The organism is Streptomyces sp. NPDC002499, assembly GCF_053595415.1.
The window spans coordinates 419,518-437,287 of record NZ_JBSFXO010000001.1; the positions used below are offsets into that span (position 1 = coordinate 419,518).

Below are 17,770 nucleotides of genomic sequence, written 5' to 3' on the forward strand. Positions count from 1 at the left end.
CGTCGTCCATGAACGGCTCCGCGAACGGCTCCACCACCGACTCCATGTCCGGGCAGACCGAGTGCCCCAAGGGAGCGCACGGTCCGCTGCGTGCCTTCCTGGAGACCGAGACCGGCAGCGCCGCGGTCCTGCTGGGTGCGGTGGTCGCCGCGCTCGTCTGGGCCAACGCCGCCCCGGACTCGTACGAATCCGTATGGCGGACCGTGATGTCGTTCCATATCGGTTCGCAAGGCGTGTCCCTGGATCTGCGCGAGTGGGTCAACAGCGGGTTGATGGCGCTGTTCTTCCTCATCGTCGGGCTGGAGGCCCGCCGCGAGTTCGACCTGGGTGAGCTGCGTGAACGCCGACGCGTCATGCTCTCGGCGGTCGCGGGCGTCAGCGGCATGCTCGTACCCGTCGCGATCTATCTCGCCATCAACGCCGGCGACTCCTCGGTGCACGGCTGGGGCGCGGCCATGTCCACCGACACGGCCTTCGCCCTCGGCATGCTGGCCGTCTTCGGCTCGCGGCTGCCGAGCGGGCTGCGGGTCTTCCTGCTCACCGTGGCGGTCGCCGACGACTTCCTGGCCCTGGCCGTCATCGCCTTCGCCTACAGCGGCTCGATCTACCTGCCCGCGCTGTTCACGGCCGTCGGTATCTTCGCCGCCCTGCTCGTGGTGCGCGGCGCCGGTGTACGCCACGGCGCGGTCTACGCGGTGCTGGGCATCGCGCTGTGGGGCGCGCTGCTGCGGTCGGGGGTGGACCCCGTGGTCAGCGGTCTGGCCATGGGTCTGCTCACGTACGCCCATCCCGCCGAGCGGAGTGCGCTGGAGCGGGTCAGCCGGCTCTTCCTGGGCTTCCGGGAACAGCCGACGCCCGAGCTGGAACGCACCCTGCGCCGCGGCCTGGCCACCGCGCTGTCGCCGAACGAGCGGCTCCAGCGGATGTTCCACCCCTGGACGAGCTACGTCATCGTGCCGCTGTTCGCCCTGGCCAACTCCGGCCTCACGATCAGCGCCGACGCGCTCAAGGACGCGTTCACCTCGCCCATCACGCTGGGCATCCTGCTCGGCTACGTCGTGGGCAAGCCGGTGGGCATCCTCGGCGCCACCTGGATCGCCGCCCGCCTCGGCCGCGGGCGGCTGCGCCCGGCGGTCGGCTGGGGCGCGGTCACCGCGGGCGGCACTCTCGCCGGGGTCGGCTTCACGGTGTCCCTCCTGATCGCCACGCTCGCGTTCGACGGACCGCGGCTCGAACAGGCGAAGATCGGCATTCTGGCGGCCGTGCTCGCCTCCTTCGTGATCACCTGGGCGGTGACCGGGATCATCGCGCTGCTTCCCGCACCGGCCCGCACCCGCGCCCTGCTCGGCCAGGGCCAGCCCATCGTCGATCTCAGCGAACCCGTCGACACCGCACGGGACCATGTGCGCGGCCCCCTGGACGCCCCGGTGACCGTGGTCGAGTACGGGGACTACGAATGCCCGTACTGCGGCCTGGCGGAAACGGTGGTCCGCGAACTGCTCGCCGAGTTCGGGGACGACCTGCGCTACGTCTGGCGGCACCTGCCTCTCACGGACGTCCACCCCAACGCCCAACTCGCCGCCGAGGCGGCCGAGGCGTCGGCCCTGCAAGGCCGCTACTGGGAGATGCACGACATCCTCATGGCCCATCAGGGAGACCTGCGGCTGAAGGATCTGCTGGCCTACGCGGAGCAGATCGGCCTCGACACCGACGCCTTCCGCCGGGATCTGCGGGCCCGCGCGGGCGCGGAACGGGTGGCTGACGACGTCGAGTCCGCGGACCTCAGCAGCGTCTCGGGCACACCGACGTTCTTCGTCAACGGCCGACGGCACTACGGCGCGTACGACGTCGCCTCCCTGTCCGCGGCCGTACGGGCGGCGAGGGCCCGGGCGGCGCTGGCGACGATTGAGTAGACCTGTCTGGTCACGAGTTAGACTTGAAGTCTCTGTCGAGAAGGTGAGCGGCATGGCGAAGACGCGGACCGCACAGACTCCGACGGCCCGGGAGCGCCTGCTCTCGGCCGCGGGCGAACTGTTCTACGCCGAGGGTGTGCAGACGGTCGGGATCGACCGGATCATCGAGCACGCCGGAGTGGCCAAGGCCTCGCTCTACAACACCTTCGGCGGCAAGGAACAGCTCATCCTCGCGTATCTCGAGTCACGGCACGCCTCGGTGACCGGCCGGCTGCTGCGCGCCATCGACCGCGTCGACGACCCGCGCGCGAAACTCCTGGCGGTCTTCGAGGCACAGAGCGAGCTGTTCGCCCAACCCACCTACCGCGGCTGCGCGTTCGTGGCCGCCAGTGCGGAGGCGAAGCACGGCAGCGCCATCGAGGAGACCACCGACGTCTATCGCGCCGCCATCCGGACCCTGTTCACCGAACTCGCCCGGGACGCCGGCGCCGCGGAACCGGAGGCGCTGGCCCGCCAGTTGCACCTGTTGTACGACGGTGCCGGACTGTCCGCCCGGATGGACCGTGACCCCTCCGCGGGCGCGGCCGCCCGGGCGGCGGCGTCGGTCCTGATCGACGCGGCTCTGCCCAAGCGCGTATAACTCGGCGCTGGACAAGGGCGTTCTCACTCGGCCAGGGCGCCGGCGAGTTCCTCGGTGGCGTGAACGAGTGCGGTGTCCCGTTCACTGAGCAGGCGCGGGATGGCACCTCCGTCGGCGCGCACGGCCCGACGGGCAGCGGACTCCCACTCGACGTAATTGTCCTGGTGGCGACGGAGTTTGGGGTACGCGGCGGCCGTGGTGCCCCATTGCCGTGCACCGGCGATGTTCCGCAGCAGGTGGAGGATCTGCACCCGGCAGGTGACCTGGGGGCGCTGTGCGAGGTCCCAGAGGAAGGGGACCGTGACGGCTGTGGCCTGGCCGACGACGAAGCCGTACTGGCAGATGCGGTTCTGCAGCCGGTCGAGGCCGGTGGTGGCGGCGGCCGGGTCGCCCGAGGCGATGGCGGCGAGCAGGAAGGGGATGGCCGCGGCGGAACCGGTGGCGTCCTTGATGTCACGCCAGGGCACATGCCCGACGTCCCCGAGCGTCGCCGACGGCTTGCCTCTCTTCACAGGTGCGGTCATCGCTGCGGGTGTTCGCCGTTCCGTCATCTCAGGTGCGGGGCCGGGTGGGCAGCATGGCCCAGACGGTCTTGCCCGTGGGGGCGCTTCGGGTCCAGCCCCAGTGCTCGGACAGGGCCTCGACGAGGTGCAGGCCGCGGCCGTGCTCCTTGAGCGGGCCGGTCGTCGACGGATATCCGGGCAGGCTGCGGCTCCGGTCGGTCACGGCGCACACCAGGTGGGCGGGGCGGAGAGTGAGCTTCAGCCACACCTCGGGGGCCGTCTCGTCGCCCGGGTTGTCGGCGAGGGTGTCCCGCACGGCTCCGGCGGCGAGTTCGGTGACGATGGTCAGCGCGTCCTCACGGCACCGGTCCAACTGCCAGTCGCCGAGGGTGCGTTCGACGAACTCGCTTGCCTGGACGCGCCCTTGGTCGGTACCGGAGAGGCGGAGTGTGGCGGTCCTCGGTGCGTTGCGCGGAGGGACACCGGCGGGTGCGGTCCGCTCTGCGGCTGACGCGGACGGGCCCAACGCGGGTGCTGCGTGTGCGGGTAACGGCACGGCGCCTCCCTGAGGTGATGTCAGGACCGGGCGCCGACACGGAGGTTGACGCCTTGGTTATTATCCACGATGTGAGCGACTCTGTGCAATTTCACGAGAAATTGCGCACGAGTCAAGGGAGTCGGCGTCACACGGGACCTGTCTGACCTGTGGTCGGCGGGTGGTCGCTGGGGCGGAACACATGCAAGGAGAGTGCTGTGGCAGCAGTTCCCAACGGAGTGCGAGCGAGTTCACTGGGCGTCCACTGGATCAAGAGCCGCCACAGCAATGCCGAGGGCAACTGCGTGGAGGTCGCCGCCCTGGCCGAGGGAGGCGTCGCCCTGCGCAACTCCCGTGATCCGCACGGCCCGGCGCTGATCTACACACCGGCCGAGCTGGCCGCGTTCCTGGCCGGCGCGAAGGACGGCGAGTTCGACCACCTGCTGTGAGATCTCCGGCCGACGGATGCGCCGACGGCGGCCGAAATGCGATAATGCGAGCTGTCGTCCCCTGTCCACCGGGAGCCAGGATGCCCTCCGAGTCACCGCGCGTCTCCCGCCTCGAACCGTATCTGAATCGCACCGAGCCCGCCCCGACCTTGCTGAAGATGCTGGTCGGGGTCCAACTGGCGGGCATCCGCGAGGACTCCGGATACGCGCAGGAACAGGCCGCCCGCATCGTGGGGTTCAGCCCGGCGAAGCTGTCCCGCATCGAGGCCGGCAAGGGGCGCAGGCCGCCCACCGAGGGCGATGTCCGCGCGCTCCTGGAGCTGTACAAGACGGAGGACTACGAGACCGCCGTCCTGCTGCAGTTGTTGCGACGGGCCGGTGAGCCCGGTTGGTGGCAGCGCTTCGACAAGCGGCTGATGCCGGAGTGGTTCGACCGCCTCGTGGGACTCCAGGAGGCGGCCGCCGCCATCCGTACGTTCGAGATCCAGTACGTTCCCGGACTGCTGCAGACCGCGGCCTACACCCGTGCCGTGGTGGAGCGCGGGCTGCCCTCGGCCCCGGCGCGCGAGATCGAGCGCCGGGTAGAACTGCGCATGCGGCGCCGGGAGTTGCTGGAGCGCGGGAACGCGCCGCAGCTCTGGGCGGTCGTCGACGAGTCGGTGCTGTTGCGCGTGCTGGGCAGCCGTGCGGTGATGCGCGAGCAGCTGGAGCACCTGGTGGCGATGGCCCAACTGCCGCATGTGACCGTGCAGATCGTGCCGCTGGACGTCACGAACGCCTCCGCGCCGAACATCCCCGTCACCTATCTGCGCTTCGGCGGCCTCGACCTGCCCGACGTGGTCTATCTGGAACAGATCAGAAGCGCCACGTTCCTGGAGGATCGCGACGAGACCGAGGAGTACCGGGTGGTGCTGGACCGGCTCGCGGACGAGGCTCTCAACCCTCGCGAGTCCCTGGCCCGCCTCCGGGAGACCGTGGAAAGCCGGTACCCGGAAGCGTGACCGACGGAGGGCGAGGCGTGATCTTGGGAACCGACCTCTAGCGGAGCCGACCCACGCCGCCGAACTCGATCCACTCCTGGGTGAGTTGACGTGGTGCCACCTCACTGTCGGGGCGCCAGGTGGAGACCTCCACCAGCCCCGGGTCGAGGATCTCCATCCCCTCGAACCACTCCGCGACGTCCTTCTGCTCGCGCACCCGGCCCCAGTGCCCCTGGGTCGCCTGGTCCATGAAGTCGGTGACGAACTTGCGGACCTCGGCGTCCTCGCTGACCAGCTGACACATCACCAGGCAGCTGCCGGGCGCGAGCTGTTCGACGACCCGGGCGATCACCGAAAGCGGTCCTTCCGTGTCGCTGTCGGGGATGCAGTGGAAGACCGAGTTGAAGAGCACCGCGGCCGGCTGCGAGAAGTCGATCAGCCGCCGGGTGTCGGGGTGGGAGAAGATCTGGTCGGTCTCGCGCAGGTCTGCCTGGATGACGGCGGTGCGTTCGTTCTGCTCCAGCAGGGCGCGCCCGTGGACCAGGACCATCGGGTCGTTGTCGACGTACACCACGCGCGAGGCCGGATCGATGCCCTGCGCCACTTGGTGCACGTTGTCCTGGGTCGGCAGGCCTGAGCCGTGGTCGAGGAACTGCCGGATGCCGTAATCGCCCGCCAGTGTCCTGACCACCCGTTGGAGGAAGCGCCGGTTGTTCAGCGCCAGCGCGCGGGTGCTGGGCACCACCTTGTCGAGTTCCTCGCAGGCGGCCCGGTCGACGGCGTAGTTGTCCTTGCCGCCGAGGTAGTGGTCGTACATCCGCGCGGCCGTCGGTACCGTGGCATCGATCTTGGTGGACAACCGCTTCTCGGACTCCATCGTCTCCCCCAGTTCCGCGCACCGACGAACCTATCGCCGGACCCACCATCCTAGAGAAACGGCAGTTGGTGCAGCCACCCCCTTGATCCGGTCAACCCGTACGAGGGGGCCGTTGCTCGGTGGCGGCGGCGCATGCGGCTTCCTGGGCGGCCATGACCTCGTCACCGCGTTCGAACGCCCATGCTCCGACGGCGTCGATGGGCGCCAGCAACGTCCGCCCCAGAGCGGTGAGTTCGTACTCGACCCGGGGCGGTGCCGCTGGCTGCGCGTGCCGTGTCACCAGTCCGTTGAACTGCAGCCGCCGCAGTGTCTCGGTGAGGACCTTGGAGCTGATGCCCCCGATCCGCTCCCGCAGTTCGCCGGGCCTGCGAGGGCCGTCGCGCAGTGCCCAGAGCACCACGGCGTTCCAGGTGTTGGAGAGCAGGTCGAAGGCGAGTCGGGCGCGGCAGTCGGCGAGGAAGGCGTCGGTCGTCACGTACCGAATGGTGCCTGACGGCCCTCCTAGCGTCGTCCCGAACAGTCCCGAACGGTCGTAGCGGGTACGGAGAGGGATCGTGTGATGAGAATCGGCGTACTGGGAACGGGCAACATGGCGGACGCGCTCGCCACTCATTGGGCGCGGGCGGGCCACGAGGTGACGGTCGGCGGACGGGACGCGGGCAGGGCGCAGCGGCTGGCGGGGCGTATCGGGTACGGCGCCGGGTCCGGTGACCTGCGGGCGGCGGCCGAGTTCGGTCAAGTGGTGCTGGTCGCCCTGCCGTTCGGCGCGGCGGTGGATGTGGTTCGGGAGCTGCGGGACGCCCTGGCGGGCAGGGTGCTGGTCGACTGCGTCAATCCGGTCGGGCCGGGATTCCGGCTGCTGACGGAGGGCGGACCTTCGGCCGCACAGCGGTTGGCCGCGGCGGCACCGGGAGCCCACGTGGTCAAGGCGTTCAACCTCTGCCACGAGGACGTGTGGCGGATGCGCCCGCCCGTCTTCGACGGCCGGCCCCTGGCCGTCCCGGTGTGCGGGGACGACGAGGAAGTCCTCGCGCGTGTAAGCGAGTTGGTACGAGACGTCGGCTGCTTGCCCGTCGCGTGCGGCGGTCTCGATAGGGCCGCGACCGCGGCCCTATTCATCGCCCTGTGGGTCGGCGAGGGAGCGGACGTCCAGGCAATTGCGCCCCCGCTGGCCTTTGCGGCCGGGCCCGTTGATTGAGCGAGATGAGGAAAGTGGACTAGACATGTATGGCCTAGACAATTAAGGCCGCTTCAACCGTCGCGCGGTACCCGGAATAAGGCATTCCGAAGAACCGGTCGACCTCGGCGCGCATTTACGCCCCGAGGCCGACCGCTTTCTCGACTACCCCGCTGTCATATGCCGGAGGTGCTCATATCTCCAGGCCGGCCTCGAGCCGCTTGAGGTGGTGTCTCGCCAGCGCCAGATTGCTGCGCCCACGGTCCAGCGCCAGGTACAGGAAGAGGGAGCCGCTCGTCTGCGTGAGCGGCCTGATCAGGTGGTACTGCCGGCCGAGGGTGATGAGGATGTCCTCGATCTCGTCGTCCAGGTTGATGGACTTGAGCGTGCGCTGCTTCGCGCGCACGACCTCGGTGTTGCCCGCCCCCGCGACCTCCAGGTCGAGATTCGGCCCACCGCCCAGCACGCCGAGCGTCATGCCGCTCTCGTAGTCGACCAGGGACACCCCCAGGGCCCCGTCGATAGTCATCGCTTCCTTGAGCGTCGCCTCAATGTTCACGTGGTGCCTCGTTTCCTTCACGACCGGGCAAGACGGAGGATCTCGCCCCGAAAACGGTCTCAATGCGAGCCGTGCGGGATCAGACAACACCATTCTTTGGTCAGTGTTGCGATAGTTGGCAAATAAAGTAGTCTGCTCGCCAGAGTGACTGAAGGGGGGCCCTTTGTCATCGCTCGATGCTGCGCTCAGCCGTGCCCTGAACACGCCCGGTATCAGCGGAGCCGCACTGCTCGACGCCGTCACCGGCCTCTCCTACGCGGAGCTGGGCGAGGTGGGCGCCGGCCGGGATTCCTGCGAGATAGCGGAACTCGCCCGTACCCGTCTCACGCGGGCGGGCGCGTCGGGCGATCTGGAGAACGTCATCGTGACGACCTCCACCCAGCACATCGTGACGATCCAACTCCCCCGGCAGGGCGACCCCTTGCTGCTGTGCGCGACCGTCGACCGTGAACGCACCAACCTCACCTGGGCGCTGCGCGAACTGACCCGGTACGCCGACGAGTTGCTCACATGACCGCAGTACCTCCGGAGCCGCTCCCCGACTCCCGCAACATCCCCGCACTGCTGTCGGCGCTACGGGGCCAGGGGCGTTCCTGCACCGTGGTCGTCGCCGGCGCCCCGGGTGGCTCGATCCACGTGCGCGACGGGCTCGTGGTCGCCATGGAGACCCCCGGCGCGCCGAGCGTCGAAGGCCTGCTCCTCAGGTCCGGACGGATCAGCGAGGAGACATGGTCGTCGGTCCGCGCCGCCGACACCACACACGAACATCTCGCCGCCGAGCTGGTGCACCGAGGGTTCGTCGGCGCCGGTGAACTCGAAGTCGTCAGCCTGAGCGCGCTGTTCGACGCCGCGTTCGCGCTCTCCCTCGCCACACCCGACAGTTGGGAGGTCACCGATCCCGTACCGACGCTGTACCGCAATGCCGGTGTCACCCCCGAGCGGATCCTCGCCGAGGTGTCCCGCCGTATCGACCTCCTCGCCGGAGAACCCGGTTCGGTGGCCGCTCTCGCCCGCACACGCATGGAGACGGCGTCCACCGCCGACCTCCCCGGAACAGTCGGCGCGCTCCCCGCTCGGCACAGGGATGTCCTGGCCCACGCGGACGGACGCAAGACGGCGAGGGACATCGCCTTCGCGCTGGGCCGGGGTCTGTTCGCCGTGATGATGGACCTACGGCACCTGCTGGACCGCGGACTCGTCCGACCGCGCACGCCCTCGGCCCACACCAGACCGAGTACGGCGGTGCGCGGCGCACTCACCGCGACGACGCCGACCGCACCCGACCCCGTATCGCTCCCGCGTCGCCGCCCCGGCCGCGCCTCTTCACCGACGCATCGGCCTCAGGACTGAACCGTCTGCCCGCAACAGGAAGAAGACGCCATGAGCGACCCAGTGATCGACCTTCTCACCGCCCTGCGGGAGAACGTCATGGGCGTCACCGAAAGCACCCTGGCGACCGTCGACGGGCTCGTCGTCGCCAGTGACGTGACCAAGACCCACCCCGAGTCCATGGCCGCGGTGGCAGCGGCGACGCTCTCCCTCGGCCACCGCCTCGCCGACCAGGGCGACACCGGACAGCTCCGCGAGATCAGCGCGCGCTGCAGCACCGGCCATGTCATCGTGACGGCCGTCGGTGACCGGGCCCTGCTCGCGGTCGTGACGGACGAGGGCCTGGACCAGGCGGCCTTCCGCCGCGAGATCCCGGCCGTCACGGCGGAACTGCGTCGGCACCTCGACAAGGACGTCTCCTCCTGACGTCGAGGCCGCGGCCCGTCAGCGCGGGCCGGTCCGTCCCGCCTCGGCCTCGCCCACCAGCTTCTCGTAGCCCGCGAGTCGCACGCACACCGTCACCGCGTGGGCGACCTGTCCGACCTCGTCGGCGGTCGGGAAGGTGGGCGCGATCCGGATCACGCTGTCCTGGGGGTCCTCGCGATGGGGGTGGGTGGCTCCGGCGGGCGTCAGCGCGATGCCGGCCTCGCTCGCCAGCCGTACGACCTCCCGGGCGCAGCCTTCCAGGACGTCGAGCGTGATGAAGTAACCACCCTTGGGGCGCGCCCAGTCGGCGAGTCCGGTGCCGTCGAGCTGCTCGGTGAAGACGCGGTCCACGATGTCGAACTTCGGCCGCAGGATCTCCCGGTGCCGGAGCATGTGCCGGCGCACTCCGTCGGTGTCCTTCAGGAACAGCACGTGGCGGAGCTGGTTGACCTTGTCGGGGCCGATGGACCGCTTTCCGCTGTACCGGCGCAGCCAGTCGACGTTGGCCGGCGAGGAGCCGAAGAAGGCGACCCCGGCACCGCCGAACGTGATCTTCGAGGTGGAGCCGAAGACGAACGCGCGATCCGGGTGACCGGCCTCCGCGCACGCCGTGAGGATGTCGGCGACCCCGGTCTCCTCGTCGGTGAGGTGGTGCACCGCGTACGCGTTGTCCCAGAAGATGCGGAAGTCGGCGGCGGCCGTGGGCATCTCGGCGAGGCGTCGGGCGGTGTCGTCGCTGTAGGTGATGCCGGAGGGGTTGCTGTACTTGGGCACGCACCAGATGCCCTTGATCCGCGGGTCGGTGCGGACGAGGTCCTCCACGACCTCCATGTCCGGGCCCGTCTCCGTGAGCGGTACGGGGATCATGTCGATGCCGAACCGCTCGCACAGGTCGAAGTGGCGGTCGTAGCCGGGCACGGGACACAGGAACGCGATCCGGCCCTCGTCGACCCAACGCCCTTGCGCGCCCGGCAGGGTGGTGCCCAGAAGGGCGTGGACGACGCAGTCGTGCATGAGTTCCAGGCTGGAGTTGCCGACGGCGAGCAGTTGGTCCGTGGGCACGTCGAGCAACGGGCTGAAGATCTCCCGCAGTTCACGCAGGCCCAGCGGGGCACCGTAGTTGCGGCAGTCGGTGCCGTCGGCGGCCGTGTACCGGTCACCGGGGAGGGAGAGCAGCTCGGTGGCGAGGTCGAGCTGCTCGGGCGAGGGCTTGCCCCGGCTCAGGTCCAGGGACAGCTTGCGGTCGCGGAGGTCGGCGTAGTCGCGGCGTGCCTGTTCGAGGTGTGCGGCGAGGGTGGCGGGGTCTGCGGTGGTCGGCATGGTGCTCTTTCCGGAGGGCGAGCGGAGTTCTGGGCGGCCTGTGGGGTGGGCCTTCGGCGAACCTAACAAGTGGCGGCCGCCCGGCTCACCGGATTTGCGGCCGGACGCGTGAGGTTGACGAAGACCCGCCGTTCACTCGATCCAGGCTGCGATGATTCGCGCGCACTCCAAGGCCTCGGTGTGCGAGGTGTCCACCTCCAGGTCGTAGTCCACGCCCTGGTGGACCAGTTCCGCCTGGGAGGCCGCCATCCCCCGCACCCGGTCCCCGCGCGCGATCTCGCGGCCCGCGGCGATCTCGGCGTCGCACCTGACGCCGACCCACAGCACGTCCAGCCCCTCGAAGGCCTTGCGCCACTCCTGCTGGGAGGCCGTCCCGCCGAGGAAGACGTCGTCCACGACGATCCAGGCGCCCGCGCGGACCGTCGCGGCGACGCCCTCCCGCCAGGCAGCTTGCAGGGTCCGGAACTCCGGGCCCACGATCACGCCGCCGTCCGGCGCGAACTCGATGCCCGCGGCCGAGGTGGTCAGGGACGCGGGCATCGAGTCGACCAGCACGTCCACCGCGAACACCAGCCACGGATCGGGCAGCACGGCCTGCAAGCACCGTACGATCCCGGACTTGCCGGAGCTGGACCCGCCGTTCAACACGATCACCTGAGTCGTCATCGCGCCACAGTAGGACGGACCCCACGACGGCCGGGCGGCAATTTCTCGCGGTTCGGCCAGCCTACGGGCGGAGACGGCGGCGGCGCGCGACCTGCGCGGTCGAGAGTGCCAGGACGACGCCCACGGCGAGCGCGCCCGTCGCCAGGGCGCGGGACGGGCGCTCGGCGAAGAACTCCCCGAAGCTGAGCCGGGAGCCCACGGAGGCGAACGACAGCACCGAACCGGCCGACAGCGCCGACCCGACGGACAGCACGCTGGTGGCGGAGCCGAGCGACAGGAGCGAGGCGGCGGAACCGACCGACAACGCGGAGGCGGCCGAGCCGATCGACAGCACCGAGGAGGCGGAGCCGATGCACATGAACGAGTCCACCGAGCCGATGGACAGCACCGAGTTCTTCGAACAGAGGGAGAGCCGGGAACCGGAACCGGGGCGGCCGCAGGATGTCTGGGATCGAACGGAGCGCGTCATGGACAGATCTTCTCAGTGCGGCGCGCGCTTGGCCCTGGTTGTTGACCCATCGTTCCGGTCATGTATGCCGTGGGGACGACGGACATGGGGCCCGACCCGTGTCCCATGTCCCTGGCCGCACCGGCCGAGACAGCCGCGACGACGTGATCAAGGTGGTGGACAGCTGTGACCGGGCATGACCTGGACGGCGCCCTACGAGTGGCCGTGGAGTTGGCCGAGTGGGCGTCCGAGACGATCCGCGGCGGGAACGGCGGTGCCGGTGGCCCGGTCCGGCAGAAGGCGAGCCCGGCGGACATCGTGACGGACACGGACGAGGCCGTGGAGACGCACGTACGCTCGGTGCTGCGGCGGGAGTACCCGGACTGGGGCATCGACGGCGAGGAGTACGGCGCCCAGGAGGGCGCGTCCGGCGCGCCGCACTGGGTGATCGACCCCGTGGACGGCACCACCAACTACGCCCACGGCCTCGGCTGGTGCTCCTTCTCGCTGGGCCTGGCGGAGCCGGACGGCTCACCGCTGCTGGGCGTGGTGGCGGACCCCTGGCGGCGCGAGGTGTTCACGGCGGTGCGGGGCGGCGGCGCGCACCTCAACGGCGTCCCCATCCACGCGGCGGACCACACGACGCTGACCGGCCATGTCTTCATGACGGAGTGGGCGGCACACGCGCACTGGGCCGGCCTGGACACCCTGCTCGCGCGGCTCTCGGCCCGTCACTGCACGGCCCGCGTCATGGGCTCGACGGCCCTGTCCCTGGCCCAGGTCGCGGCGGGCCGCGCGACGGCCGCCGCGATCGGCGAGTTCCACCCGGTGGACGGCCTGCCCGCCCTCCTCATCGCCACCGAGGCGGGCGCGGTGGCGATGCCCCAACTCCCGGCCTACGACGAGCCGTTGCTGTTGGTCGCGCCGGGAGCGGCCGAGGAGACCCTGGAGTTGTGGCGCGCGACGGTCGGCTGGGAAGGCGGCGGGGCGTAGCGGGCGGGGAGGACGGGTCTACGGATCCGACCGCTCGCCGGCCGGTTCGAGAAACGCCGGCCAGGGGCCCGTCCGGAGTCCGCGAGCAACCCCTGAGCGGGTGACGGCGTCCGACCATGCGCCAGGCCCTGCCCGCACGGGAAGAGATGTCCTCGTGTCGATGATCGTCGTACTCGGCGCCGCCCTCGGCGGCCTCCAGACAGCCCTGCTCCTGGCCCAGGACGGCCACGACGTGACCGTCTTGGATCGCGATCCGCAGCCACCGCCGACGGACCCGGAGGCGGGCTGGTCGCGGTGGGAGCGCCCCGGCATCCCCCAGCTGCGCCTCGTCCATCTCCCGCTGGCCAGTTGGCTTCAGCGGGCCGAGACGCAGCTGCCGGACCTGGTGGAGCGGATGACGGCGGCCGGCGCGGTGCGCATGAATGTGGTGGCGCCCGAGCCCGGTCTGGGCGGCAGGCCGCGCGCGGACGACGCGCGGTTCGACACCCTCGCCGCCCGGCGTCCGCTCCTGGAGTCCGCCGCTCTCCGCGCGGCCGAGGCGGCCGGTATCCGGATCCGGTGGGGTGTCAGCTGGCTCGGGCTGCGCGCTGCCGAAAGCGGGCCGGTTCCGCACGTGACCGGCGTGGAGACGAGCGCGGGCCGGATGCCGGCGGATCTGGTCGTCGACTGCACCGGGCGCAGGTCCCGGCTCCCCGCCCGGCTGCGGGAGATCGGCGTGCCGGGGACCTTGGAGGAGTCCGGCGAGCGCGGATTCACGTACCACAGCCGCTACTTCCGCTCCCCCGACGGCGCCCTGCCCGCCGACACGTTCCCGCTGCTCGTCGAGCACGGCTCGCTCGGTCTCCTGCGCATCCCGGCCGACCACGGCACGTACTCGCTCGGCCTCATCAGCCGCACCGACGACCACGAACTGCGCGACCTGCTGCGCGACGAGGCCGCCTGGACGGCGGCGGTACGGCTGTTCCCGGGCGCGGGCGTGTGGCTGGCGGGACGGCCCATCACCAGCGGAGTGCGGACGATGGCCCGTCTCACCCATCGCAGGCGGACTCTGTACGACGCCGAACAGCCCCTCGTGACCGGGCTGGTGGCGATCGGGGACGCCTGGGCCCTCACCGTGCCGACGGTCGGGCGCGGGCTGGCGATGAGCCTGCACCACAGCGTCATCCTGCGCGATCTGCTGCGCGAGCGGGCGGGCACGGACGACCCGGCGGAGTTCGCGGCGGCGTTCGGCGGGGCGACCGACGACGGGCTGGGACGGGCGTACCGGCAGACCGTCGCCTACACCCGGCACCGGCTGGCCGAGATGGACGCTCACGCGGCAGGCCTGCCCTACGAACACCCCGACTGGCTCCGCGCCCGGGCTCTTGGACGGCTCGCCCAGCGCGACCCGGACGCGCTGCGCGCCGAACGGGCCGCGGCGCACCTGCTGCCCGGTGCGCACGAGGAACTGCGCGCCCCCGCGCTCACCGACGCCGTCACCCGCCTGGTGTCAGAGTCGAAGGGCCTCATGCCGCCGGGTCCCTCGCGCGCGGAACTCCTGGACGCCCTCACCTCATGACCGGCGGCCCTGGCGTGGTCATACTGTGCGCATGCGTCTCGGGGTGGTCGTCGCGGTCCTCTACTGCGTGCAGTTCAGCCAGGAGTTGAGCGACGCCGAGGTCGAGCGGATCGCGCGCATGATGCTGGAACGGCCCTTCTACGACCTCACCGCCGAAGAGCAGTACGCGGACATCGAGGCGGCGCTGGCGGCGGCCTGGGCGGACGATCTGTCCTGGCAGCCGCATGACGAACCGTCCGTCCGGGACTTCCTCCGGCGGCTGCTGGCGCACCTGGACGCACAACGCCCTTGGCAGGAGCCGCCGTTCCGCGGTCTCGGACTCGATCGCTGGGCGGAGTTCAGGTCCGGTGCGCTGCTGGCCCGGGTGCGCCTGTACGCCCCCTCGCAGGACCGGCTGCACGCGCGTCTGCGTACCGTGCCGGGTGATCCGGCGGGACTGCGGGCCGTGCTGCTGCGGCTCCGGTCCGGGGACGAAGTCGCCCTGGTGGCACCGCCGTTGCCCGACGGGTACGACGCGGAGCTGAGGGCGGCGGCGCCCCATCGGGCCGCGGCGGAGGTGATCGAGGCGTTCCTCACCCATACGGGATACGAGCGCGAGCGCGTGTCCCCGGTGGGGTGGCGGAAGCGGTGGGGACGGGGCCGACACTGAGTGACTTGCCCGACCGTCCGCGACCGCCGTGTCTCAGCCCACCTCGTAGTCGAACCAGATCCGATGCGTGCCGTCCGCGTCGACGGCCATGCCGCCCGCGCCGGTGATCCCGGTCAGTTCTCCCGTGCCGCTCGACGGCACGATCAGGAAGAACTCCGCGGTGCGGTCGGTGCCCGAAGTCGTCGCCGAGTGGACGAAGTTGAAGGCGCCGTCCCTGCCGTGGAGCGTGCCCTCGAAGGACTCCATGGCCACATAGGTGCCGACGCCGGTGCCCTGGTCGAAGGCGGCGGTGAACAAGGTCGCCGAGCGGCCGGTGACGTCACCTTCGTAGGCCTTCTCCAAGGTGGCGACGCCCACCGGGAGCCCGGTGGAGATGTCCGGTTCCGGCTTCAGTTCGGTCGGGGTGAACGCTTTGACGGTGAAGGTTCCGGTGGCTCTCATGGGTCCGACGGTAGCGCCGGGGTCTGACAGTCGGTGGGCTCAGCTCGGCCGAGGGTGCAGCCGGGCCGTCATGACGGCCACGTCGTCGTCCGCCCGGTCCGCGTCGAGGCGCGTGAGGATCTCGTCGAGGACCGCGGTCACGTCCTGGCCGGGGCGCAGGCGCAGGTGGGCGAGGCGGGACAGGGAGGCGTCGATGTCCTCGCCGCGGCGTTCGACGAGTCCGTCGGTGAACATCACCAGGGTGTCGTCGGGGGCGAGCGCGAGGCTCGTGGTCTCGTAGTCGGCGAAACCCGTGCCGAGGGGTGGGCCGACGGGCAGGGGGATCAGTTCGCCGGTGCCGTCGCGGTGGAAGACGGCGGGCGGCAGGTGGCCCGCGGTGGCGAAGGCGACCGTACCGCGCGCGGGGTCCACCAGGGCGAGCAGACAGGTCGCGGGGCGGCGGTTGCCGTCCTTGGACATGGCCGCGTCCATCTGGCGCAGGATCCGGTGCGGAGGCAGGTCGGTGGAGGCGACGTAGCGCAGCATCGAGCGGTAGGCGTTCATGTCGACCGCCGCGTCCAGGCCGTGCCCTATGACGTCGCCGATCACCAGGAGCGTGCGGCCGTAGTGCAGGCGTACGGTCTCGAACCAGTCCCCGCCGACCACGGCGTTGCTGCCGGTCGGCAGGTAGCGGGTGGCCATGTCGAGGTTGGGGTGGGGGCGGCTGGGTTCGGCGAGCAGGACCTCCTGGAGGTTGAACGCCGTGTCCCGCAGCCGGCGGTGTTCCGCCGCGTGATGGAGGTGGGCGGCGGTCAGGCGGGCCGTGTAGTGGATCGCGGCGGCCTCGTCGTCGTCGAAGGCCGGGCCGGTGCGGACCGCGAGGAGTGCGCCGTAGGCCCGTTCCCCGGCCAGGAGCGGGACGGACAGGGCGGCCACGGGTTCCTGGTCGTCGGGGGTGAAGGAGGCCGTGATGGGGCGGCCCGCGTCCAGCGCCCGGACCAGGATGTCGCCGCGCGGCACGTGCTGGAGGTTGTCCAGGAGGGCGCGACGGCCCGCCGACGCGGCGCCGCGCAGGGCGCCACGGTCGGCCCGCCGGTACTCGTCCCGCGTGGGCTTGTCCGCGAACGGCTCCCTGAACTCGTCGGGGAAGAGGTCCACGGCCGCGGCGTCGCACAGTTCCTCGACGAGGAACCCGGCGCACTCCGCCGCCGTCCTGCGCTCGTCGAGCGTCGTTCCGATCACACCGACGGCCCGCTGCGCGAGGGCGAAACGATCCGCCTCGTCCGCTCCGGGCCCGGCCATCCGGTCACCGTCCAACACCATCCCCTTCCATCATGACCATCCCAACACCGGCACGGCCGATCGGGCGGTAATGACCCGTCCGTGGTGCGGTGGGCGTGGCCGGACGGACGTCGTCTCAGACCCGGTCGCCGAGGAAGGCGTCGAGGGCGGCGGTCAGCTCCGCGGGCTTCTCCACCGGCAGTTCGTGGCCGGCGTCGATGATGCGGACCAGCGCGTCCGGGATGCCCTTGGCCATCCGCAGCATCTGCGGCAACGGCAGTTGGATGTCGTGGTAGCCGTGCACGATCAGAGTGGGCGCCTGGATCTCACCGAGCCGGTCGAGGACGTCGAAGGCGCGCATGGCGCCGTACAGCGTCATCACCACTTCCTTGGGTGTGGCCTCGGAGGCCGCGATGTACTTGCGGATCTCCTCACGCGGGTAGCCCGGGGCGAAGGCCCGCTGGATGTTCGCGGCGACGAACAGCTTGAACGGCAGGAGCGTCGACACGCCCATCAGCAGACCCCGGGCCCAGCTGTACGTCATACGGCTGATCGAGTCGACCAGCCCCAGGCGCTCGACCCGCTCGGCGTGCTCGAGGGCGATGGTCTGGGCGATCATGCCGCCCATGGAGTGGCCGATCAGGACGCACCGGTCGATCTCCAGGTGGTCGAGGAGGGCCAGGACGTCCCGCGCCAGCTCCCGCACGGTCCGCACTCCCGCGCCCGTGCTCTCGCCATGACCGCGCAGGTCCAGCCGTACGACCCGCCGCTGCCCGGCGAAATGCGCGAACTGGTGGTCCCAGCGATGCCGGTCGGCCGTCCAGCCGTGCACGAACACCAAGGGCACCCCGTCGCCCTCACGGGGACCGTCGTCGTCGTACGTCAGGGCTGCGCCGTCGACTTCGAGCTGCGGCATGCGGGTCTCCTGGATGCGGTGAGGTCGGCGGAGATGCGGAGCAATGGGGGCACGCGCGGCTCGACAAGAGGTGAGCCGTGGATCGCGTAAAAGGTGAGCCGGGTATTCCGTTACGCGCGCCATCCAACCGT

22 protein-coding genes are annotated in these 17,770 nt (G+C 70.8%); 11 read left to right on the forward strand and 11 right to left on the reverse strand.

What is annotated here, in order from left to right:
* Nucleotides 1-8 precede the first annotated feature (8 nt).
* Both nhaA and ACWD5F_RS01900 read left to right on the forward strand, forming a co-directional pair.
* A complete protein-coding gene (nhaA, locus tag ACWD5F_RS01895; protein ID WP_451250128.1) occupies nt 9-1,913 on the forward strand; it encodes a Na+/H+ antiporter NhaA in 1,905 nt (634 codons plus the stop codon).
* Nucleotides 1,914-1,965: 52 nt separating this feature from the next.
* Nucleotides 1,966-2,553, forward strand: a complete 588-nt coding sequence (locus ACWD5F_RS01900; RefSeq protein WP_451250130.1) for a TetR/AcrR family transcriptional regulator — start codon at nt 1,966-1,968, stop codon at nt 2,551-2,553.
* Between the two features lie 23 nt (nt 2,554-2,576).
* Here the strand turns inward: ACWD5F_RS01900 and ACWD5F_RS01905 are convergent, their stop codons facing one another.
* Nucleotides 2,577-3,077, reverse strand: coding sequence for a hypothetical protein (locus tag ACWD5F_RS01905; protein ID WP_451250132.1), 501 nt, complete (start codon nt 3,075-3,077; stop codon nt 2,577-2,579).
* A 28-nt stretch (nt 3,078-3,105) separates the two neighbouring features.
* The gene (locus tag ACWD5F_RS01910) at nt 3,106-3,612 is read right to left on the reverse strand and encodes an ATP-binding protein (RefSeq protein ID WP_451250134.1); all 507 of its coding nucleotides are present in this window, start codon (nt 3,610-3,612) and stop codon (nt 3,106-3,108) included.
* A gap of 197 nt (nt 3,613-3,809) precedes the next feature.
* On the opposite strand from ACWD5F_RS01910, the gene ACWD5F_RS01915 reads away from it, so the two are divergent.
* Together ACWD5F_RS01915 and ACWD5F_RS01920 are read left to right on the forward strand one after the other, a co-directional pair.
* Entirely contained in the window at nt 3,810-4,040 is a 231-nt protein-coding gene (locus tag ACWD5F_RS01915; RefSeq protein ID WP_450353801.1) for a DUF397 domain-containing protein, read from the forward strand.
* An 80-nt stretch (nt 4,041-4,120) separates the two neighbouring features.
* On the forward strand, nt 4,121-5,041 hold the full coding sequence (locus tag ACWD5F_RS01920; RefSeq protein ID WP_451250137.1) for a helix-turn-helix domain-containing protein: 921 nt from the start codon (nt 4,121-4,123) through the stop codon (nt 5,039-5,041).
* Between the two features lie 37 nt (nt 5,042-5,078).
* Here ACWD5F_RS01920 and ACWD5F_RS01925 read toward each other — a convergent pair whose 3' ends face one another.
* Both ACWD5F_RS01925 and ACWD5F_RS01930 read right to left on the reverse strand, forming a co-directional pair.
* Nucleotides 5,079-5,897, reverse strand: a complete 819-nt coding sequence (locus tag ACWD5F_RS01925; RefSeq protein ID WP_401724588.1) for an SAM-dependent methyltransferase — start codon at nt 5,895-5,897, stop codon at nt 5,079-5,081.
* A gap of 91 nt (nt 5,898-5,988) precedes the next feature.
* Complete coding sequence (locus tag ACWD5F_RS01930) at nt 5,989-6,372, reverse strand: winged helix-turn-helix transcriptional regulator (protein WP_451250139.1); 384 nt, start codon at nt 6,370-6,372, stop codon at nt 5,989-5,991.
* Between the two features lie 84 nt (nt 6,373-6,456).
* Here ACWD5F_RS01930 and ACWD5F_RS01935 point away from each other — a divergent pair, with 84 nt between their 5' ends.
* Nucleotides 6,457-7,095 (forward strand): NADPH-dependent F420 reductase, encoded by a 639-nt coding sequence (locus ACWD5F_RS01935; protein ID WP_451250141.1) that lies wholly within the window; start codon nt 6,457-6,459, stop codon nt 7,093-7,095.
* Between the two features lie 172 nt (nt 7,096-7,267).
* Here ACWD5F_RS01935 and ACWD5F_RS01940 read toward each other — a convergent pair whose 3' ends face one another.
* Nucleotides 7,268-7,633 carry a hypothetical protein gene (locus ACWD5F_RS01940; protein ID WP_402355115.1) on the reverse strand — a complete coding sequence of 122 codons (366 nt, stop codon included), beginning with the start codon at nt 7,631-7,633 and terminating at the stop codon, nt 7,268-7,270.
* 163 nt (nt 7,634-7,796) lie between these two features.
* Here ACWD5F_RS01940 and ACWD5F_RS01945 point away from each other — a divergent pair, with 163 nt between their 5' ends.
* Genes ACWD5F_RS01945 through ACWD5F_RS01955 form a run of 3 tightly spaced genes read left to right on the forward strand, consistent with a single transcriptional unit; the run spans nt 7,797 to nt 9,388 of the window.
* The gene (locus ACWD5F_RS01945; RefSeq protein ID WP_401724597.1) at nt 7,797-8,147 is read left to right on the forward strand and encodes a hypothetical protein; all 351 of its coding nucleotides are present in this window, start codon (nt 7,797-7,799) and stop codon (nt 8,145-8,147) included.
* Entirely contained in the window at nt 8,144-8,983 is an 840-nt protein-coding gene (locus tag ACWD5F_RS01950) for a hypothetical protein (RefSeq protein ID WP_451250143.1), read from the forward strand. The genes ACWD5F_RS01945 and ACWD5F_RS01950 overlap by 4 nt, the downstream gene beginning before the upstream one ends.
* A gap of 30 nt (nt 8,984-9,013) precedes the next feature.
* Nucleotides 9,014-9,388, forward strand: coding sequence for a roadblock/LC7 domain-containing protein (locus ACWD5F_RS01955; RefSeq protein ID WP_451250145.1), 375 nt, complete (start codon nt 9,014-9,016; stop codon nt 9,386-9,388).
* Nucleotides 9,389-9,406: 18 nt separating this feature from the next.
* Here ACWD5F_RS01955 and ACWD5F_RS01960 read toward each other — a convergent pair whose 3' ends face one another.
* From ACWD5F_RS01960 to ACWD5F_RS01970, 3 genes are all read right to left on the reverse strand, one after another.
* Complete coding sequence (locus ACWD5F_RS01960) at nt 9,407-10,708, reverse strand: aminotransferase (RefSeq protein ID WP_451250147.1); 1,302 nt, start codon at nt 10,706-10,708, stop codon at nt 9,407-9,409.
* A gap of 132 nt (nt 10,709-10,840) precedes the next feature.
* Nucleotides 10,841-11,374 carry a chloramphenicol phosphotransferase CPT gene (gene cpt / locus ACWD5F_RS01965; protein WP_451250149.1) on the reverse strand — a complete coding sequence of 178 codons (534 nt, stop codon included), beginning with the start codon at nt 11,372-11,374 and terminating at the stop codon, nt 10,841-10,843.
* Nucleotides 11,375-11,435: 61 nt separating this feature from the next.
* Nucleotides 11,436-11,843, reverse strand: coding sequence for a hypothetical protein (locus tag ACWD5F_RS01970; protein ID WP_451250150.1), 408 nt, complete (start codon nt 11,841-11,843; stop codon nt 11,436-11,438).
* A gap of 165 nt (nt 11,844-12,008) precedes the next feature.
* On the opposite strand from ACWD5F_RS01970, the gene ACWD5F_RS01975 reads away from it, so the two are divergent.
* From ACWD5F_RS01975 to ACWD5F_RS01985, 3 genes are all read left to right on the forward strand, one after another.
* The gene (locus tag ACWD5F_RS01975) at nt 12,009-12,815 is read left to right on the forward strand and encodes an inositol monophosphatase family protein (RefSeq protein WP_451250152.1); all 807 of its coding nucleotides are present in this window, start codon (nt 12,009-12,011) and stop codon (nt 12,813-12,815) included.
* Nucleotides 12,816-12,975: 160 nt separating this feature from the next.
* The gene (locus tag ACWD5F_RS01980) at nt 12,976-14,373 is read left to right on the forward strand and encodes an FAD-dependent oxidoreductase (RefSeq protein ID WP_451250154.1); all 1,398 of its coding nucleotides are present in this window, start codon (nt 12,976-12,978) and stop codon (nt 14,371-14,373) included.
* 31 nt (nt 14,374-14,404) lie between these two features.
* Nucleotides 14,405-15,022: a hypothetical protein gene (locus ACWD5F_RS01985; RefSeq protein ID WP_451250156.1), complete on the forward strand. Its 618-nt coding sequence runs from the start codon at nt 14,405-14,407 to the stop codon at nt 15,020-15,022.
* A 33-nt stretch (nt 15,023-15,055) separates the two neighbouring features.
* On the opposite strand, the gene ACWD5F_RS01990 is transcribed toward ACWD5F_RS01985, so the two are convergent.
* The 3 genes from ACWD5F_RS01990 to ACWD5F_RS02000 form a co-directional block, all read right to left on the reverse strand.
* Nucleotides 15,056-15,463, reverse strand: coding sequence for a DUF3224 domain-containing protein (locus tag ACWD5F_RS01990; protein ID WP_451250157.1), 408 nt, complete (start codon nt 15,461-15,463; stop codon nt 15,056-15,058).
* A gap of 39 nt (nt 15,464-15,502) precedes the next feature.
* Nucleotides 15,503-16,744, reverse strand: coding sequence for a PP2C family protein-serine/threonine phosphatase (locus ACWD5F_RS01995; protein ID WP_451250158.1), 1,242 nt, complete (start codon nt 16,742-16,744; stop codon nt 15,503-15,505).
* A gap of 115 nt (nt 16,745-16,859) precedes the next feature.
* The gene (locus tag ACWD5F_RS02000; RefSeq protein WP_451250160.1) at nt 16,860-17,639 is read right to left on the reverse strand and encodes an alpha/beta fold hydrolase; all 780 of its coding nucleotides are present in this window, start codon (nt 17,637-17,639) and stop codon (nt 16,860-16,862) included.
* Nucleotides 17,640-17,770 lie beyond the last annotated feature (131 nt).

Excerpts from the sequence above, each read along its gene's own strand:
- cpt (WP_451250149.1), bottom strand. The coding sequence starts at position 11,374 with ATGACGACTCAGGTGATCGTGTTGAACGGCGGGTCCAGCTCCGGCAAG.
- ACWD5F_RS02000 (WP_451250160.1), bottom strand. The coding sequence starts at position 17,639 with ATGCCGCAGCTCGAAGTCGACGGCGCAGCCCTGACGTACGACGACGAC.
- ACWD5F_RS01960 (WP_451250147.1), bottom strand. The coding sequence starts at position 10,708 with ATGCCGACCACCGCAGACCCCGCCACCCTCGCCGCACACCTCGAACAG.
- ACWD5F_RS01925 (WP_401724588.1), bottom strand. The coding sequence starts at position 5,897 with ATGGAGTCCGAGAAGCGGTTGTCCACCAAGATCGATGCCACGGTACCG.
- ACWD5F_RS01950 (WP_451250143.1), top strand. The coding sequence starts at position 8,144 with ATGACCGCAGTACCTCCGGAGCCGCTCCCCGACTCCCGCAACATCCCC.
- ACWD5F_RS01970 (WP_451250150.1), bottom strand. The coding sequence starts at position 11,843 with ATGACGCGCTCCGTTCGATCCCAGACATCCTGCGGCCGCCCCGGTTCC.
- ACWD5F_RS01900 (WP_451250130.1), top strand. The coding sequence starts at position 1,966 with ATGGCGAAGACGCGGACCGCACAGACTCCGACGGCCCGGGAGCGCCTG.
- ACWD5F_RS01905 (WP_451250132.1), bottom strand. The coding sequence starts at position 3,077 with ATGACCGCACCTGTGAAGAGAGGCAAGCCGTCGGCGACGCTCGGGGAC.
- ACWD5F_RS01935 (WP_451250141.1), top strand. The coding sequence starts at position 6,457 with ATGAGAATCGGCGTACTGGGAACGGGCAACATGGCGGACGCGCTCGCC.
- ACWD5F_RS01955 (WP_451250145.1), top strand. The coding sequence starts at position 9,014 with ATGAGCGACCCAGTGATCGACCTTCTCACCGCCCTGCGGGAGAACGTC.
- ACWD5F_RS01990 (WP_451250157.1), bottom strand. The coding sequence starts at position 15,463 with ATGAGAGCCACCGGAACCTTCACCGTCAAAGCGTTCACCCCGACCGAA.
- ACWD5F_RS01980 (WP_451250154.1), top strand. The coding sequence starts at position 12,976 with ATGATCGTCGTACTCGGCGCCGCCCTCGGCGGCCTCCAGACAGCCCTG.
- ACWD5F_RS01995 (WP_451250158.1), bottom strand. The coding sequence starts at position 16,744 with ATGGCCGGGCCCGGAGCGGACGAGGCGGATCGTTTCGCCCTCGCGCAG.
- nhaA (WP_451250128.1), top strand. The coding sequence starts at position 9 with ATGAACGGCTCCGCGAACGGCTCCACCACCGACTCCATGTCCGGGCAG.
- ACWD5F_RS01985 (WP_451250156.1), top strand. The coding sequence starts at position 14,405 with ATGCGTCTCGGGGTGGTCGTCGCGGTCCTCTACTGCGTGCAGTTCAGC.
- ACWD5F_RS01920 (WP_451250137.1), top strand. The coding sequence starts at position 4,121 with ATGCCCTCCGAGTCACCGCGCGTCTCCCGCCTCGAACCGTATCTGAAT.